This window comes from Pseudidiomarina sediminum DSM 21906 (genome assembly GCF_000423165.1).
GTDB lineage: Bacteria > Pseudomonadota > Gammaproteobacteria > Enterobacterales > Alteromonadaceae > Pseudidiomarina > Pseudidiomarina sediminum.
In genome coordinates this window covers 1129625-1147406 of sequence record NZ_KE383983.1, presented here as the reverse complement: position 1 = coordinate 1147406, position 17782 = coordinate 1129625, and the positions used below count along the sequence as shown (strand labels likewise).

General features: G+C 49.6%; 16 protein-coding genes. 2 read left to right on the top strand and 14 right to left on the bottom strand.

Annotation, left to right across the window (positions count from 1 at the left end):
* Positions 1 to 178: 178 nt before the first annotated feature.
* From lpxB to rpsB, 14 genes are all read right to left on the bottom strand, one after another.
* Positions 179 to 1336 (bottom strand): lipid-A-disaccharide synthase, encoded by a 1158-nt coding sequence (gene lpxB, locus G535_RS0110820; RefSeq protein WP_026862076.1) that lies wholly within the window; start codon positions 1334 to 1336, stop codon positions 179 to 181.
* Between the two features lie 5 nt (positions 1337 to 1341).
* Positions 1342 to 2106, bottom strand: coding sequence for an acyl-ACP--UDP-N-acetylglucosamine O-acyltransferase (gene lpxA, locus G535_RS0110815; RefSeq protein WP_026862075.1), 765 nt, complete (start codon positions 2104 to 2106; stop codon positions 1342 to 1344).
* Positions 2107 to 2565: a 3-hydroxyacyl-ACP dehydratase FabZ gene (fabZ, locus tag G535_RS0110810; RefSeq protein WP_034728069.1), complete on the bottom strand. Its 459-nt coding sequence runs from the start codon at positions 2563 to 2565 to the stop codon at positions 2107 to 2109.
* A 21-nt stretch (positions 2566 to 2586) separates the two neighbouring features.
* Complete coding sequence (lpxD, locus tag G535_RS0110805; RefSeq protein ID WP_026862073.1) at positions 2587 to 3606, bottom strand: UDP-3-O-(3-hydroxymyristoyl)glucosamine N-acyltransferase; 1020 nt, start codon at positions 3604 to 3606, stop codon at positions 2587 to 2589.
* A gap of 5 nt (positions 3607 to 3611) precedes the next feature.
* Positions 3612 to 4127: an OmpH/Skp family outer membrane protein gene (locus G535_RS0110800; protein ID WP_026862072.1), complete on the bottom strand. Its 516-nt coding sequence runs from the start codon at positions 4125 to 4127 to the stop codon at positions 3612 to 3614.
* Positions 4128 to 4173: 46 nt separating this feature from the next.
* On the bottom strand, positions 4174 to 6660 hold the full coding sequence (gene bamA / locus G535_RS0110795) for an outer membrane protein assembly factor BamA (protein WP_026862071.1): 2487 nt from the start codon (positions 6658 to 6660) through the stop codon (positions 4174 to 4176).
* A gap of 35 nt (positions 6661 to 6695) precedes the next feature.
* On the bottom strand, positions 6696 to 8054 hold the full coding sequence (gene rseP / locus G535_RS0110790; protein ID WP_026862070.1) for a sigma E protease regulator RseP: 1359 nt from the start codon (positions 8052 to 8054) through the stop codon (positions 6696 to 6698).
* A complete protein-coding gene (ispC, locus tag G535_RS0110785; RefSeq protein WP_026862069.1) occupies positions 8048 to 9256 on the bottom strand; it encodes a 1-deoxy-D-xylulose-5-phosphate reductoisomerase in 1209 nt (402 codons plus the stop codon). The genes rseP and ispC overlap by 7 nt, the downstream gene beginning before the upstream one ends.
* A complete protein-coding gene (locus G535_RS0110780; RefSeq protein ID WP_026862068.1) occupies positions 9256 to 10119 on the bottom strand; it encodes a phosphatidate cytidylyltransferase in 864 nt (287 codons plus the stop codon). The genes ispC and G535_RS0110780 overlap by 1 nt, the downstream gene beginning before the upstream one ends.
* Before the next feature lie 2 nt (positions 10120 to 10121).
* On the bottom strand, positions 10122 to 10895 hold the full coding sequence (uppS, locus tag G535_RS0110775) for a polyprenyl diphosphate synthase (RefSeq protein ID WP_026862067.1): 774 nt from the start codon (positions 10893 to 10895) through the stop codon (positions 10122 to 10124).
* 75 nt (positions 10896 to 10970) lie between these two features.
* Entirely contained in the window at positions 10971 to 11528 is a 558-nt protein-coding gene (frr, locus tag G535_RS0110770) for a ribosome recycling factor (RefSeq protein WP_026862066.1), read from the bottom strand.
* 26 nt (positions 11529 to 11554) lie between these two features.
* Positions 11555 to 12295: a UMP kinase gene (gene pyrH, locus G535_RS0110765; protein ID WP_026862065.1), complete on the bottom strand. Its 741-nt coding sequence runs from the start codon at positions 12293 to 12295 to the stop codon at positions 11555 to 11557.
* 145 nt (positions 12296 to 12440) lie between these two features.
* Positions 12441 to 13319, bottom strand: a complete 879-nt coding sequence (gene tsf / locus G535_RS0110760) for a translation elongation factor Ts (RefSeq protein ID WP_026862064.1) — start codon at positions 13317 to 13319, stop codon at positions 12441 to 12443.
* A gap of 25 nt (positions 13320 to 13344) precedes the next feature.
* Positions 13345 to 14076, bottom strand: a complete 732-nt coding sequence (gene rpsB, locus G535_RS0110755; RefSeq protein WP_026862063.1) for a 30S ribosomal protein S2 — start codon at positions 14074 to 14076, stop codon at positions 13345 to 13347.
* A gap of 279 nt (positions 14077 to 14355) precedes the next feature.
* Here rpsB and map point away from each other — a divergent pair, with 279 nt between their 5' ends.
* On the top strand, positions 14356 to 15150 hold the full coding sequence (map, locus tag G535_RS0110750) for a type I methionyl aminopeptidase (RefSeq protein ID WP_026862062.1): 795 nt from the start codon (positions 14356 to 14358) through the stop codon (positions 15148 to 15150).
* Positions 15150 to 17765: a [protein-PII] uridylyltransferase gene (gene glnD / locus G535_RS0110745; RefSeq protein ID WP_026862061.1), complete on the top strand. Its 2616-nt coding sequence runs from the start codon at positions 15150 to 15152 to the stop codon at positions 17763 to 17765. Before map ends, glnD begins: the two co-directional genes overlap by 1 nt.
* Positions 17766 to 17782 lie beyond the last annotated feature (17 nt).

The window sequence follows — 17782 nt, the reverse complement described above, 5'->3', positions numbered from 1 at the left end:
AACCGTGAACTTTTCATCAGGTCGGATGAGATGATGTGCCTTTAACGTTTGATATATATAAAAGATGTTGATTTATAACACTTTTATTTCTTAAGGATGTCAGATTCTTTAAGTAAGGATGGCAGTTCGGTGGCATTTTTGCGACACCACCGGCAGGGACTTCCCTACCCGTGGTAACTTAAGCCTTGGTGGCAAGCTCGAGCGCGACCTTGGCGCTCACGCTATCAGCGTCACGCTGTAATTGTTGGTGAACTTCCGTAAACCTGTCGATTAGATTGCCCCCAGCAGCAGCCTCTAACTGTTGCTCAAGCGCCTGTACTAACTGTTCAGGCGTCACCTCTGCTTGTACTAATTCAGGCACTAAGGCTTCATCAGCAAGTAAGTTCGGCAAACTAAAGAACTTGGCTTTAAACAAGCGCTTAATAAGATGGTAGCTTAACCAGTTGAAACGATAGGCAACCACCATCGGCCGTTTGATCAACATCGCTTCTAAGGTAACAGTGCCTGAGGTTAACAACAAGCCGTCGGCTGCCGCCATGGCCGTGCGTGACTGACCGTCGATAAACTGTAGGGCTAAATCAGGGGCAATCTGCTGTTGTAGCTCGCGAAATTGTGTCGCACGTGCCGTAGAAATCATTGGGCTAATAAAGCGGGTGTGCGGATGGCGTTCGACAAATCGCTGTGCCGCTTGCAAAAACACTGGTCCTAAGCGTTCAATCTCACCGGAACGACTGCCCGGTAACAATGCTATCAGCTGTTCTTTGGCCGCGACATCAAGCTGCAACTGTTGCCGCGCTACGGCTTTATCCCAGTGCAATGGGATGCTATCGGCGAGCGGATGTCCAACAAAGGTTGCGGGCAAGTGATGCTGGTCGTAGAAGGCTTTTTCAAACGGCAACAAGCACAACACGTGATCAACACTGGCTTTAATGCCCTTGATCCGCCCTTGACGCCACGCCCACACACTCGGGCTAACGTAGTGCATGGTGGCAATACCTTGCGCTTTTAAACGTTTGGCGACGGGTAAGTTAAAATCTGGCGCATCAATACCAACAAAAACGTCAGGGCGCTCCGCAAGTAAGGTGGTGACGATATGCTTACGGTGGCGCAGTAAAGTCGGTAAGCGCCCGACCACTTCAGCAATCCCCATCACTGCCAAGTCGTCCATGGGTACGAGGCTGGTTAAGCCCTCAGCGGTCATCAACGGACCACCGACACCAATAAAACGCACATCAGGATGTTGGGCACGGAGTGCGCGCATCATACCAGCGCCAAGCAGATCGCCGGAGTGTTCTCCGGCGAGCACCGCAATGGTTAAAAGGGATGTTATCGACATAGCTATTAGCGAATAATGCCGCGCGAACTGTTTTGCACGAACGCAATCAAGCTTTCGAGCTCTGACGCATTCCAGCTTTGCATTTCCGCAACGGCCTCATCAATGGTTAAGCCCTTACGGTAAAGGGTCTTAAACGCACGCTTAATTGTCATGACCTGTTCTTTGCTATAACCACGACGTTTTAAGCCTTCACTATTGATGGTACGCGGCACAGCATTATGCCCTTGCGCCATAATGTATGGCGGCACATCTTGCACCACGACGGAATTAACCGCAGTAAAGGCATGCTCACCGATATGACAAAACTGATGCACGCCGGTAAAACCACCAAGAATAGCCCAATCGCCAACATGGACATGCCCGGCTAAGGTCGTGTTGTTGGCAAGAATAATGTGATTGCCGACCATGCAGTCATGGGCAACATGCACGTAGGCCATTAACAGGTTGTCGTTACCAATTTTGGTAAGACTTTGATCTTGAATGGTACCGCGATGAATGGTGACACACTCACGAATGACATTGTTGTCACCAATTTCGAGACGCGTCGGCTCACCGTTGTATTTCTTATCTTGGCAATCCTCGCCAATCGACGAAAATTGGAAAATCTTATTGCCTTGACCTAGTACCGTCGGCCCTTTAATCACCACGTGCGGACCAATCCAACAATTATCACCAATCACGACATCAGGCCCGACAATGCTGTAAGGCCCAATCTCAACGTTCTTGCCAATAACGGCAGTACTGTCAATTATCGCTGTAGGATGAATCACTTAGCTTACTCTTCTTGCGCAAATAATGTCCGCACTACAGGCCAATTCGCCGTCAACTTCAGCGCGTCCTTTGAACACCCAAATACCACGACGTTCTTTCTCGAACGTCACGTGTAAGTTCAACTGGTCGCCGGGCAACACTTGACGCTTGAAGCGCGCGTTATCAATACCTGCGAATAAGTATAAGTCATTTTCACCGGGCTTGCTTTCGGTGATCTTAAAGCCCAACAAGCCGGCAGCTTGCGCCAGTGCTTCAAGAATCAACACGCCTGGGAAAATAGGATTGCCCGGAAAGTGACCATTGAATAAGTCTTCATTCACGCTGATGTTTTTTACCGCATGAATGCATTTTGCTTCGGTATCACAACCGACCACTTTATCCACCAACAAGAACGGATAACGATGCGGTAATAACCGCATAATTTCATGAATATTAAAACCAGTGTCAGCTGCTGACAAAATAAATTCTCCGTTTCAAACTCAATCAGCGAGTTTCTTTTCAATTTTCTTCACGCGTTGGAACAATTCATCCAACTGCCGATAACGTGCGCCGTTGCGGCGCCATTCACGGTGCGGTGCAGCCGGAATACCTGACGCATACACGCCCGGTTCACTGATGGCTTTAATGACCATCGAGAAACCGCTAATTTGCACGTCATCACAAATTTCAATATGGCCATTGATGGCCGTTGCGCCGCCAATCAAGCAACGTTTACCGATGCGACAGCTGCCTGCCAACACGGTACAACCTGCAATGGCAGTATCTTCGTCAATAAACACGTTGTGCGCAATTTGACATTGATTGTCAATAATACAACCACTGGAAATAATGGTGTCATCTAAGGCGCCGCGATCAACTGTGGTGCTTGCGCCAATTTCAACGCGGTCATGAATTACGACACGACCAAGTTGGGGTATTTTAACCCATTTTCCGTTCTCATTGGCCCAACCAAAGCCATCAGCACCAATCACAGCGCCACTATGCACCAAACAGTCGGTACCAATCTGACAGGCGTGATAAATCACCACATGCTGCCAAAGCTTGGTATTTGCACCAATTTTCACGTTGGGACCGATATAGCAACCCGCACCAATCTGTACGTTGTCGCCAATTTCAGCACCCGCTTCAATGATCGTTAATGGACCCACTGCGACATTCTCACCAAGCGTTACGCCCTCGGCAATCTGTGCATTGCTCGCGATGCCAGTAGCGGCCCGCGGAGTGGTATCCAATTGTTGTGCAACTTTGGCGAATCCGGCATAAGGATTACGCGTTACTAACGCTGACAGACCGGCTGGCAGTTCAACGTTCGGCGCGACAATCACCGCACTGGCCTGAGTTGCTTCGAGTTGTGAGCGGTATTTTTCGTTCGCTAAAAATGCAATTTGCCCCGACGTAGCCGAGGCAAGTGTTGCAACACCGGTGATAGCTTGTTGGCTATCACCGATAATTTCGGCGTCAATAACTTCCGCCAACTGCTGCAAAGTTAAGGACTGCATCAGACTTAGTTTCCGCTAGACATCTTCGCGACGACTTCGTCAGTCAAATCCAAACCATCGGCAGCGAACAATACTGACTGGCCGCTTACGACTAAGTCGAAGCCCTGCTCACGTGCAACGGCTTGTGCTTCACGCGCGATTTCCATCATCAACTTGTTACGCTCTTCGTTTTGACGACGGTCGCTGTCTTCGCGCAACGCTTTGTACTTCAATTGACGCTGGGTTTCGAGCATTTCGATTTCACGGCTCAACTCAAGACGCTCGCTTGGTGACATGATTTGCGCGTCACGCTCAGCTTTTTCTTGCAGCGCTTGTAATTCGCTGGTCATTTTGTCCAAGTTATCGAACTGACCTTTGAACTCTTCTTGCAAACGCGTTGAGATTTCTTGCGCTTGTGGCAACTGCTGGAAAATGTTCTGCAAGCTAACTACGCCAATTTTTTGTTGCGCTTCTGCTGCGTTGGCAAATACCGCACTAGCAAGAACGGCTGCTGCTAAAGTTGTTTTAGTTAATGCTTTCACTGCAATACTCCTGTTATTCGAAAATAGTCTCGGTAAAAACGTTCGATTAGAACGTGGTACCAAAGTTAAAGGTAAAGGTCTGGGTACGGTCGCCTTCGTATTCTTTAATTGGCTTACCGAACGCAAAGGTCAATGGTCCCATTGGCGACAGCCACTGCACAGCGACACCGGCCGAAGCGCGGTATAAGTCTGGCGAGCTAAAGTCGTCCAAACGGTATGCCTGATTCCCTACCTGTTGTAATTCACGATACACATCATACTGGAACTCTGTATCCCAGACGCTACCAATATCAAAATAGAAGCTGGTGCGGACCGTGTTTTTGTTTTCTTCACTAATCAATGGGGTCGGTACAATTAACTCGATACCACCTGAGTACATTGCGTTACCACCCACTGAATACTGACTCACCGCTACGGTATCAGCCCCTGGACCGACAGGCAAATCGCCTGGCACACCACCAAACCCAGGTGGTCCCACGATGCTTTCAGGATAGCGGTAAATGGCACGTGGCCCTACCGTGTTTGCTTCAAAACCACGTAAATCTTGGTTCCCACCAATACGGAAGTTCTCGTAGAACGGGAACAAGTAGTCGTTGCCGTTATCATCACTACCGTAACCGTTACCATAACCGACGCGTAGGCGACTTAAGAGCACGAAGCTGTGATCTTTGGTCAGTGGTAAATAGTGTTTAAAGTCATAATTCAAACGGAAATAACGAATATCACTGCCCGGTACCGTTACTTCAGCTGAGATACGGTTTGAGGTACCTGCTGTTGGGAAGGTACCACGGTTGAGGGTGATACGGTTCCAACCGGCCTCAAGCGACAACATATCAAAGGATACGCCCGAGTTCGGATCTTGCTCGTCCAAATACGGCTGATAGAAACGTTTCACCTGCTCGTAACCTTCTACGTTGGTTACTTCTTCGCGACGCGCCATAGCACCGAAGCTTAAGCTACTGATTTCATTCACCGGGAAGCTGATAGTACCGCCAACACCGACACGCTTGGTGTTATAGCGAATAAGGTTTTCTTGACGCCCGGCATCAAACTCGCTCATGAACACCTGACCTGATAAGTTCACCCCATCTTTGGTGAAGTAACGGTCCATGTACGACAAGCTGATGCTGCGGTTAAAGCGGTTGGTATTGATGTTCAAGGCAGCACGGTTACCCGTACCTAAGAAGTTATCTTGTGAAACACCCACACCGATTTGTAGTTTCGAGTAATCGCCGTAACCAAACATGAAGTTGAACGAGCCTGATGGCTGCTCTTTCACGAGATATTCAATATCGACCAAATCATCGCGACCATTCACACGCGTGGTTGAGGTTTCAACCGTTTCGAAGAAGCCTAAACGCTCCAAACGCACCTTGCCCGAATTGACCATGTTGTCATTCAATGGCGCCCCTTCAAATTGACGCATTTCACGACGCAAGACTTCATCTTCCGTGACCGCGTTACCACGGAACTTGATCCGGTTCACGTAAACCCGTTTGCCCGGGTTCACTGAGAACACCAGGTCAACTTCGTTGGTCGCTTCGTCAATTTCAGGAATTGCGCGCACTTCTGGGTAGGCATAGCCGTAACGGCCATAAACCTTAGCAACAATTTCTTCTAAATAGGTAATTTGTGCCGCGCTATATTGGGTGCCCGCTTCAATATCAGTGAGTCGTTCAATGACTTCGCGCTGACCACGTAAGTCACCAATCACGCGCGTTTCACGGACTTTGAAGATTTCGCCTTCATCAATATGAATCGACACATACACACCTGAACGGTCAGGCGTCATGCTCACTTGCACAGAACTGATGCGGAAGGTGAGATAACCACGGTCTTTGTAGAACGACTCAAGCGTTTCTAAGTCACCGCTGAGCTGCTGCTTCTGATAGGTACGCGAACCGAGGAAGTTCCACCACGGCAGTTTGTCACGTAATTCGAAGTTAGCGAGTAACTCTTCGTCAGAGAAGACCGTGTTACCAACGATGTTGATCTGTTGGATTTCGGCCGACTCACCTTCATCGAAGTCTAACTCGAGACGTACGCGGTTACGCGGCAAGCGCGTGATGCCGACTTCGACTTTTGCGTTGTATTTACCAATCGAGTGGTAAAAGTCTTCAAGGCCAGTCTCGATGCTCGAGATGGTGGTCAAATCAAGTGGTTCGCCTTCAACGATGCCTTGATCCGTCAAACTCTGCGTCAACTGCTCATCTTTGATGTCTTTGTTGCCATCAAACTCGATGCCACTAATGGTCGGCCGCTCAGTCACTTCAAAGACTAAGGTATCGCCATCGCGACGCACCACAATATTATTGAAGTGGGTTGAGGAGTACAGCGAGCGAATCGACGCTTGAATGCTTTCACTATCGACTTCATCACCTACGCGGATCGGAATGTAAGTAAGAGCGGCACCCAACGCAACACGTTGCAACCCTCGAACGCGAATATCTTCTACGACAAATTCGTCAGCACTGTAGGCTGGCATGGCAGCACCCGCGATCAGGGCACTTAAAAATAGCTTTTTCAACGTCATTCTGTGCTACTTATTTGTTTATTGTAAATTTATTCTCACTTCAGTAATCGCAATACATCATTGCTGATTGCAATCACCATCAGTGCAAAAATCAGTGCGCCACCGATACGATAGCAAATCTCCTGCACCCGCTCTGAAACTGGTTTTTTGCGCACACCCTCAATCGCGAGGAAGAGCAAATGACCACCATCAAGCATCGGCAATGGTAACAAATTAATGATACCGAGATTAACACTGATTAGCGCGAGAAATCCCAAAAAGTAAACCAATCCATAGCTCGCTGAAACGCCTGCTCCTTCAGCGATAGCAACCGGGCCACTCAAATTCGTTACCGAAACGGTTCCGGTTAATAGTTTGCCAATCATTTTAACGCTAAGAACCATCAGGTTCCACGTGCGTTCGGCACCTTGTACGAAGCCATCGACAATACCGTATTGTTGGACAAAACGATAGTCCTCCGGATACGCTTCGCGACGCGGTTCAACCCCAAGGTAACCATAACTGGTGTCGTTATACGTGCGCTCCCCTAAGGTGACGCTCAAGGTCAGCTCCTGACCATCGCGTAACACCGTAAGCGGCACTGTCGCACCAGGGTTCGCCATAATTGCGTCTCTGATTGGAGACCAATCTTGGTAGAGAGTTCCGTCCAAGGCGAGAATTTTATCCTTTACTTGCACACCCGCTTGCGCCGCTGGCGAACCTTCCTCGACATAACTGATATCCGTATAAATCTCAGGTTGGAAAGGCTGCATGCCCAAACTGACAAAGGTTGGCTGCTGTTCATCGTTATTCAAACGCCATTCACGAATGTCTAAATTCAGTGTGCGTTGGCGTTGCTGTGCGTCAAGTACGCTAATGCTAACCTCGGCGTCGCCTAAGGCTCCGGCGAACGCTAAATTCACTTGCTGCCAGTCCGCCGTGGCTTGCCCATTCACCGCTTGAATTTCTGCGGGCAACTGCCAATCGGCTTGCGCAGCAATCGAGCCTTCGGCAACACTGCCAACCACAGGCTTCACCGAGGCAACACCAATCATCAGCATCCACCACAACACCACAATCGCCAGCAAGAAGTTGGCCACAGGCCCCGCGGCAATAATCGCTGCCCGTTGCCAAATCGATTTGCCATTGAAGCTTAGATGGCGCTGACTCGCAGGCACCTCATCCACGCGTTCGTCGAGCATTCGCACGTAACCACCCAGTGGGATACGGCTGATTTGATAGACAGTGCCATCACGCCCTTCGCGCTGCCAAATCGCTTTGCCAAAGCCCACCGAAAAGGTCAGTACTTTCACGCCACACTTGCGCGCCACCCAAAAGTGACCAAACTCATGAAAGGTCACCAACACGCCAAGCGTGACAATAAACGCACCTAATGACCAAATAATGTCTAACATGCTACACCTTGTTGAATCGCTGCCTCAGCATTCTTACGGGCTTCTGCATCGAGTGCAAGAATGGCATCAATATCAGCTAAGGCGGCATCTTGATATCGCGGCGCCAACTGTGCCACCACTGTCTGACAAAGCTCTGCAATGGCGGTAAAGCCGATATCATGCGCAAGAAAATGTGCGACCGCGACTTCATTCGCGGCATTCAGCGCCGTGGTTGCCCACTGCCCTAACCAACAGCATTCCATCGCTAACGCCAAACACGGGTAACGCGCCGCATCAGCAGCGGCAAATGTCAGTTGATTCAGCTGCATAAAGTCTAATGGCGCAACGCCACTTTGTATCCGCTCGGGATAGCTCAAGCAATGCGCAATTGGCGTGCGCATATCCGGTTGGCCCATTTGCGCCAAGACCGAACCATCGTCAAAACTCACCATAGAATGAATAACGCTTTGCGGATGGAGGACCACTTCAATTTGCTCCGCACTGCAGTTAAACAACCAGCGTGCTTCAATGTACTCCAAGCCCTTGTTCATCATGGTTGCGGAATCGACGGAAATTTTTTGTCCCATATCCCAATTCGGGTGGGCACAGGCGGCTGCTGGCGTTTGTTGTGCAAGCTCGCTAAGCGGTAACTCGCGAAAAGGACCACCGGAACCGGTGAGCAAAATTTTGTGCACGCCGGCGGCTTTTAAATCGCAGTAGCCGAGCTGCTGTTGCACATCATTAGGCAGGCATTGAAAAATAGCATTGTGCTCGCTATCCACCGGCAAAATCTGTGCGCCACTGGCGCGCGCCGCATCAATAAAGAGTTGCCCAGACATCACCAAAGCTTCTTTATTGGCAAGTAACACGCGTTTTCCTGCATGAACAGCTGCCAAAGTCGGTACTAAGCCGGCGCCGCCAACAATGGCTGCCATGACGGTGTCACTCGCCCCATTCCCAGCAACTTCGGCAAGGGCCTCACGGCCCGCCAATACCTGCGTGCGCAACGTCGATAACTCTGCGCGTAACGCTTGGGCCGCTTGCTCGTCAGCCATCACGGCGAACTGCGGTTGAAACTCTTCACATAACTCGCGCATTTGTGCGACATTCCGGTGTGCAGTTAACGCAACGACATCGAACGCTTGAGGGTGTGCGCGGACAATGGCCAGCGTGCTGAGACCAATTGAGCCGGTCGCTCCTAGAATACATAACTTCCGTGGCATCATAGCAACAACCACAAGTAAGCCAGCGTAAATACTGGCAAGGCAGCGGTAAGACTATCAATACGATCTAACAACCCACCGTGTCCGGGTAACAACGAGCCACTATCTTTGACCCCGGCACAGCGCTTGAACATACTCTCGGTCAAGTCACCAAAGACCGACACGACCACCGTCAACAACCCGGTGAAGTAAAAGCCACTGTATTGCTCTGCAGGAACTTGCACCCACTGTGCCACCACCATCATCACCACGAATGCCAAGGCAATGCCACCGCATAAGCCTTCCATGGTTTTGCCTGGACTGACCGCAGGCATCAGTTTATTGCGACCGTAACGTACGCCAGCGAAATAAGCACCAACATCCGCCGCCCACACTAAGAGCAAGATGAAAAGTAACACAAAGCCGCCAAAGAGCGGTTCATTCGCGTAGTCGAGCGAGCGTACCGCAAACATCCCTGCCGCTGCAGGAATCAAGGTAAGATAGCCAAATACGCCAGCGATCGAGCGGGTGCGAGCCCAAAGGCGCCGACTATTGGGGTAATTGAGGACCAAAATAATAGCGATGGCCCACCAGATCGCACCTGAGACCAAGATCCAAAAATAGATTGGGTTGAGTTGTTTATCTTGCCAAATTTCAGTCAGCGGTAAACACCATTGCAGTGCTACTAAAGCAGCGCCGACAGAGGCCGTGTACAAAGCTTTACTCAACGGACGACGCAGTCCCATAATCGGAGACCACTCCCACGCAGCGCCAAGCATCACGACGGTAATGGCCACAGCAAACCACTCAAGCGCAAGGCCAAACACACAATAAAGCGCGAGGGGTAGTAGAATAAGTGCCGTTATAAGTCGTTGTTTTAACACGCTTACTCCCCAGAAGTAATATCGGTATTGAGGATCGCCTGTTGCACTTGTGCACTGGTCAAGCCAAAACGGCGTTCCCGGCAACTAAAGTCAGCGATCGCCTGCGCAAAAGCCGCAGCATCAAAATCTGGCCAAAGCACATCGGTAAAATAGTATTCTGCATAGGCCAGTTGCCACAACAAAAAGTTACTAATGCGATGCTCACCACCGGTGCGGATCAACAAATCCGGGACCGGTTGGTCCGTTAAAGTTAACTGTTCAGCCAGCATAGATTCAGTAATATCGTCAGCCTTAAGCTTACCCTCTTCTACGGCTTGCGCCAACTGCTTTGCAGCTTGGGTAATGTCCCAGCGGCCACCATAATTGGCAGCAATATTAAGGGTTAAGGCAGTATTGTCAGCCGTCATTGCTTCAGCTTCGTGAATACGTTGCTGTAACTTTTCGGAAAAACCTGAGGTGTCGCCAATAATGCGCAACCGGACGTTGTGCTTATGCAGCTTTTTCACTTCGCGCTTCAACACCGTAAAGAACAGTTCCATCAATACCGAGACTTCCTGTTCCGGGCGCTTCCAGTTTTCGCTGCTAAAGGCAAACAAGGTTAGCGATTGAATGCCTTTTTTGCGGGCAAAGGTCACCGCTTCGCGGACAGCTTGTGCTCCGGCCTTATGACCAAAGGTACGATGCTTACCACGTAACTGAGCCCAGCGGCCGTTACCGTCCATAATAATGGCGACATGCTGGGGTAGACGAATCTGTTCGAAAGTTAGGTTATCCATCACGACTACCGTAAATAAAAACGCCGTGCGAGTGTACCCTAACACGGCGCTTAGAACCAAAAAGATCCTGTTTGCTTAGACTTCCATCAAGTCTTTTTCTTTGTCAGCCAAAATCTGGTCGATTTTCGCGACATAGGTATCGGTCAATTTTTGGATTTCTTCTGTACCGCGACGTTCATCATCTTCGGTAATTTCTTTTTCTTTCAGCAATTCTTTCAAATCGCTGTTCGCGTCACGACGGATGTTACGTACTGCAACACGACCTTGTTCAGCTTCGGCGCGCACAACTTTAACTAAATCGCGACGACGCTCTTCCGTCAATGGCGGCATAGGAATACGGATCACGGTGCCTGCCGCAGCTGGGTTTAAGCCCAAGTCTGAGGTCAAAATGGCTTTTTCGACCGCTTGGCTTGATGACTTATCAAATACGGTCAAAGCTAGGGTACGTGAATCTTCAACGGTAATGTTTGCCAACTGCTTCAATGGCGTGTCCACGCCATAGTAGTTCACCATTACCGTATCAAGAATACTTGGGTGCGCACGTCCGGTACGGACTTTGGCGACTTGATTGCGCAACGCTTCAACAGATTTCTCCATGCGTTGCTTAGCATCTTCTTTAATTTCGTTAATCACTGTGCTTTCCCTTATGAATGCTTCAATTACAATTTTTCGATCTGCTCTTCATTGGCAATCAGTGTGCCCTCTTCAGCGCCCATGATCACCGCGCGTAATGCGCCTGGTTTGTTCATGTTAAAGACGCGAATCGGCATTTGATGGTCTCGTGCCAAGGTAAATGCGGCCAGATCCATCACTTTCAATTGTTGCTGCAGGACTTCATTATAACTGATTTGCGGGTAGAGTTGTGCATTTGGATCTTTGCTTGGGTCAGCATTATAAACGCCATCCACTTTGGTGCCTTTCAACACCAGCTCAGCTTCGATCTCAATACCACGTAAACAGGCCGCTGAATCTGTGGTAAAGAACGGGTTGCCCGTCCCCGCACAGAAAATAACCACGCGTCCTGATTTCAATAAACTAATTGCGTCGGCCCAATTGTAGCTGTCACAAACACCGTTAAGCTCAATCGCTGACATTAAGCGCGCATTCACAAATGCGCGGTGCAACGCGTCACGCATTGCCAAACCATTCATTACGGTCGCCAACATGCCCATATGGTCACCCACCACACGGTTCATGCCCGCTTTTGCTAACCCTTCACCACGGAAAAGGTTGCCGCCACCGATCACCAGGCCTACTTGCACGCCAAGTTCAACGAGCTCTTTTATTTCGTGGGCCATACGGTCCAGCACTTTTGCATCAATACCAAAAGGCTCATCGCCCATTAATGCTTCACCACTAAGTTTCAATAAAATGCGCCGATAGGCTGGTTTGGTCGTCATTGCGGTCATTTCGGGTGCTCCTGTGCAGCGTGAACGGTAAAACAAAAACACGTAGTCTCACTCTACGCGAAAAAAAACCGCATCCCAACCGAACGGGATGCGGTTTTTCAAGCTTTAACTGTGCGTCGTCGAAAGCGACATGGCATTAAGCCTTTTTCGCAGCAGCCATTTGAGCTTGTACTTCAGCAGCGAAATCTTCAGATTTCTTCTCGATACCTTCACCTACTTCGAAACGTACGAAAGTAAGTACATCAGCGTTCTTCTGCTTCAGCAAATCACCAACAGTGATTGAAGGGTCTTTCACGAACGGTTGACCAGTCAAGCTGATCTCGCCAGTGAATTTACGCATACGGCCTTCAACCATCTTCTCAGCGATTTCTTGTGGTTTACCACTTTGCATTGCGATATCAAGCTGGATACGACGCTCTTGCTCAACAACTTCAGCAGCAACGTCTTCAGGCTTAACATATTGCGGCTGGCTTGCAGCAACGTGCATTGCTAAGTCTTTAGCAAGTTCGCTGTCGCCACCAGTGATCGCAACCAATACACCGATACGAGCACCGTGAACGTATGCTTCAACCAAGTCACCACCTTCAACAGTGATCACGCGGCGAACGTTCATGTTCTCACCGATTTTCGCAACAAGTGTTTCGCGAACTTCTTCAACGGTACCACCGTCGATAGCAGTTGCTTTCAACTTCTCAACGTCAGTTTCTTTGTTAGCGAATGCTGCTTCGATAACTTTGCCGCCAAATGACAAGAAGTTCTCGTCACGTGCAACGAAGTCAGTTTCACAGTTCAATTCAACCAAAGTACCTACGTTGCCTTCAGTTTTCGTCAAGATCACGCCTTCTGCTGCCACGCGACCAGCTTTCTTAGCTGCTTTCGCTTGACCGCTCTTACGCATGTTCTCAATCGCTGCATCGATGTCACCATTGGTTTCTTGCAAAGCTTTTTTGCAATCCATCATGCCAGCGCCAGTGCGCTCGCGCAGTTCTTTAACCAGAGCTGCTGTAATAGCCATCTATCTCGTCCTCTTGGTGGGTGTCTTATTCAGTTTCTTCCGCTTCAACGAAGTCGTCAGCTTTACCTTCGGTTACCGCGCCACGAGCGTCGTTAACTGAAGTTGCTGCAGCGTTCAAGTACAACTGTACTGCACGGATCGCATCGTCGTTACCAGGAATAACGTAATCAACGCCATCTGGGTTAGAGTTAGTATCAACTACCGCGATAACTGGAATACCAAGGTTGTTAGCTTCTTTAATAGCGATGTGCTCGTGATCAGCGTCGATAACGAACAATACGTCTGGCAAGCCAGCCATATCCTTGATACCACCTAAGCTTTTCTCAAGCTTTTCCATTTCACGGGTGTTCACCAAAGCTTCTTTCTTAGTCAGCTTCTCGAACGTGCCGTCTTGGCTCATGGTTTCAAGTTCTTTCAAACGCTTGATTGATTGACGTACGGTTTTCCAGTTCGTCAACATACCGCCCAACCAACGATGGTTTACGTAAAACTGGTTGCAGTTTGCTGCTGCTTCTTTTACCGACTCAGCTGCTGCACGCTTAGTGCCCACAAACAAGATTTTACCTTTGTTTGAAGCAACGTGTTGCAAGAAGTTCAACGCGTCGTTGAACATCGGTACAGTTTTTTCCAAGTTGATGATATGGATTTTATTGCGAGCACCGAAAATAAAAGGCTTCATTTTCGGGTTCCAGAAACGGGTTTGGTGGCCGAAGTGCACACCAGCTTGAAGCATATCACGCATTGATACGTTAGCCATAATTCTCTTTCCTTTTAAGGGGTTATGCCTCCATACATCCCATAGTTCGACCCGCAACTTACGCCTTGGGCACCCCGACCTATGTGTCGATGTATGTGTGTGGTTTAATAAATTTAAGTTTAGAGCAATCGAAATTGCGGGCGCTTTATATCATGAAAACCCTTGTCTGCGCAAGTTTAATTGGCGGTTCGCGACTTCCCCCGAGGTCCTGCAAATGCTACTATGAGCGGCATTGCAATCGCACCTGATGCGACCCTTCAGTAGCACATAGGACAAGGCATGAGTATTACCATTAAAACACCCGAAGAAATCGAAAAAATGCGCGCTGCTGGCAAGCTTGCCGCTGACGTTCTAGAAATGATTGAACCGCACATCAAAGCGGGTGTAACCACTGACGAAATCAACCAAATTTGTCATGACTATATTGTCGCCCATAACGCTGTACCGGCACCGTTGAATTACCACGGTTTCCCTAAGTCAGTCTGTACCTCATTGAATCATGTGGTATGCCACGGCATTCCAAATGAAAAGCCATTAAAAGAAGGCGACATCCTGAACCTCGACGTGACGGTTAAACTCGATGGCTATCACGGTGACACGTCGAAAATGTTCGTGGTAGGTAAACCAAGTATTCTTGCGGAACGATTGATTCGCGTCACCCAAGAAAGCCTATACATGGCAATTAAAATGGTTCGTCCTGGCCTACACATTGGTGATTTCGCAGCTGTTATCCAAAAACATGCAGAATCACACGGCTACTCGATCGTACGTGAATATTGCGGCCACGGTATCGGCGCGATTTTCCACGAAGAACCACAGATTTTACACTACGGCACTCCTGGCACAGGTGACGTGCTCGAAGCTGGCATGTGTTTCACCATCGAGCCGATGGTCAACGCCGGCAAACGTCATACCAAATTAATGCGTGACGGTTGGACGGTACTGACTAAAGACCGCAGCCTCAGTGCACAATGGGAACACACTCTCCTCGTCACCGAGAATGGCGTCGAAGTACTGACGTTACGTAGCGACGAAGATTTGCCACGTATCATCGAACATCCTGCAGGCGCTTAATGAGCGCCTCGGTATCAGGCATTACTTGGCCCAGTCCACTGACCATTGCGACTGGGCGAGCATGTTTAGAGCGTTATCAGCATTGGTCCGCGGAAGCTTTTGTCACCGCTGACATTGAAAGTCTGTTACGTGATCGTTCGGTAATGATTGATGCCCTATTGCAACAGCTGTGGCAACACTTTGAACTGACCGAACAGCCACTGACGTTAATTGCCGTTGGAGGTTTTGGTCGGGGCACCTTGCACCCCCACTCCGACATTGATTTACTGTTCTTGCATCAAGGTCCGCTCAGTGCGCAGGCCAGTGCTGCCATCACACAGTACATCCAGTTTTTGTGGGACCTTCACCTTGATGTTGGTCACAGCGTGCGGACGCTTGATGATTGCGTACGCGAAGCGCAAGCCGACGTCAGTGTCGCCACCAGCTTACTCGAGCAACGCTACATTTGCGGCTGCGCCGATCTTGAGCGCGACTTTCGACAATTCCTGCACAGTGACTTCCCTTGGAGCAGCAGCGAGTTCTACGAAGCCAAGCAAGCCGAGCAAGATCAGCGTCACACGCACTACCACAGCACCTCATATAACCTAGAGCCGAATATTAAAAGTAGCCCCGGAGGGCTGCGTGATATTCAGACCATAGGCTGGATTGCTAAGCGCCACTTTCATACGCAAAGCGACGAAAGTCTGGTGCAGTACAACTTTATTACCGCGGCGGAATTGCTTGAGCTTAGAGATTACCAAGAGTTTCTCTGGCGGATTCGCTTCGCGTTACATCTTGAGGCCAATAAGAAAGAAGATCGACTGCTGTTTGATTATCAACCTGCAGTGGCTGCGCGCATGGGCTACAACGAAACCGGTAAAGCCGCGGTTGAAGCCATGATGAAAGACTACTTTAATGCGGTCGTGGGCGTGAACGAGCTCAACGACATGCTGTTGCAATTCTTCGCGCAAACCATTTTAAGTAACGCCAACGAGCTGGAAAGCTACGCCATTGATGCGAATTTCAAAGTACTGGGCAAAAGTATCGCCGCTCAGCACGACGACGTGTTCGCGCAGCCGGCAACCTTGTTGCGCTTTTTTATTGCAATCGCCAACCATCCCGAAGTGCGTTATGTTCGCGCACACACAATTCGCCTGCTCCGGAACGCTCGTCGTGAACTCACCCATCCACTGAGTGATGATCCTGAGTGTCGACAGCTGTTCCTGCAATTGCTACGTCATCCGAACGGCTGTGGCCTTGCGTTTGAGCGCATGCATCGCCACAAAATTTTGGCGCACTATTTACCGCAATGGGCGCAAATTGTCGGACAAATGCAATTTGACCTTTTCCACGCCTATACCGTCGATGAGCATACCTTCCGTTTAGTACGGAACTTATACAGCTACAATGACCCTGCACTAGCCGATGACTTTCCACTGTGCGCTGAGATTATGGCGGACATGGAAAAGCCAGAGTTATTGTATTTAGCCGGTATTTTTCACGATATCGCCAAAGGTCGTGGCGGCGACCATTCTGAACTCGGCGAGCATGATGCGCGTAATTTCGGGTTGCAACACCAACTGTCTGAGGCAGACACCGACCTTATTGCTTGGTTGGTACGCCACCATTTAATTATGTCGGTGACGGCGCAAAAACGTGATATTCACGATCCTGAAGTAATCGCAACGTTCGCGGAAACGGTAGCGACAGTTGAGCGACTCGAATACCTGTACTGTCTTACCGTGGCCGATATTCGCGCCACCAACAGCAGCCTTTGGAATAATTGGAAAGCCGCCTTATTAGAGAATCTGTATAGCGCAACGCGAGCGGCACTTGAAGAGCAGCAACCGTCCGCCCAACGGCAAGTGCGCCAACGCATCACTGAACATAAGTCACATGCAATGGCGTTACTCCTCAGTGCTGGTTATACCGTCCAACGGATCCAAGAACTCTGGTCACGCTTCACCGCGGACTACTTTCTCCGCCACCAGCCGGAACAGATCGCTTGGCACTCGCAACATATTCTCAGCGTTACCGATGATGACGTGCTGCCACTTATTCTGATTGGTGACGAAAACCGCCAAGGCACCACAGAGCTCTTTATTTACCATCTTGAACATGAGCATTTGTTTGCTGAAGTTGCCGCAGTGCTCGATAATCAGAACCTGAGTATTCATGATGCGCAAATCCTCGCCACCCGCGATGGCTTCGTGATGGATACCTTTGTGGTATTGCAAGATGACGGTCAACCGCTGACCGAGCCACGGCGTATTGAAAGCCTCAAGCAAGACTTACACGACGTGTTACGAGGACGTCGTCCGGCACCAAGCGGTCAACGTCGCTTGCCACGACGCTTGCGCAGCTTTAAAGTCCCGACGGCGGTTACTTTTGTACCCTCGAAGAAAAGTCATCGCACGGCATTTGAATTAACCGCGTTGGACCGCCCAGGCCTCATCGCGCAAATTGCGCGGGTGCTCCAACGCCTTGAATTGAATATTCTTGCCGCCAAAATCACCACTGTTGGTGAGCAAGCCGAAGATTTATTTATTATTGCCACGGAAGACAATACCGCTCTGGATGATGAGCAAAAGGCGCAGCTGCGCCGCCAATTGATAACGACTCTTGACGATGTTTGACCCATTTAGGGTTTTAG

What these genes read in the sequence shown, in the direction of transcription:
- lpxB (WP_026862076.1), bottom strand. Translation starts at nt 1,336, where the DNA reads ATGTCGATAACATCCCTTTTAACCATTGCGGTGCTCGCCGGAGAACAC.
- rpsB (WP_026862063.1), bottom strand. Translation starts at nt 14,076, where the DNA reads ATGGCTAACGTATCAATGCGTGATATGCTTCAAGCTGGTGTGCACTTC.
- lpxD (WP_026862073.1), bottom strand. Translation starts at nt 3,606, where the DNA reads ATGCAGTCCTTAACTTTGCAGCAGTTGGCGGAAGTTATTGACGCCGAA.
- ispC (WP_026862069.1), bottom strand. Translation starts at nt 9,256, where the DNA reads ATGCCACGGAAGTTATGTATTCTAGGAGCGACCGGCTCAATTGGTCTC.
- bamA (WP_026862071.1), bottom strand. Translation starts at nt 6,660, where the DNA reads ATGACGTTGAAAAAGCTATTTTTAAGTGCCCTGATCGCGGGTGCTGCC.
- rseP (WP_026862070.1), bottom strand. Translation starts at nt 8,054, where the DNA reads ATGTTAGACATTATTTGGTCATTAGGTGCGTTTATTGTCACGCTTGGC.
- uppS (WP_026862067.1), bottom strand. Translation starts at nt 10,895, where the DNA reads ATGGATAACCTAACTTTCGAACAGATTCGTCTACCCCAGCATGTCGCC.
- tsf (WP_026862064.1), bottom strand. Translation starts at nt 13,319, where the DNA reads ATGGCTATTACAGCAGCTCTGGTTAAAGAACTGCGCGAGCGCACTGGC.
- glnD (WP_026862061.1), top strand. Translation starts at nt 15,150, where the DNA reads ATGAGCGCCTCGGTATCAGGCATTACTTGGCCCAGTCCACTGACCATT.
- map (WP_026862062.1), top strand. Translation starts at nt 14,356, where the DNA reads ATGAGTATTACCATTAAAACACCCGAAGAAATCGAAAAAATGCGCGCT.
- pyrH (WP_026862065.1), bottom strand. Translation starts at nt 12,295, where the DNA reads ATGACGACCAAACCAGCCTATCGGCGCATTTTATTGAAACTTAGTGGT.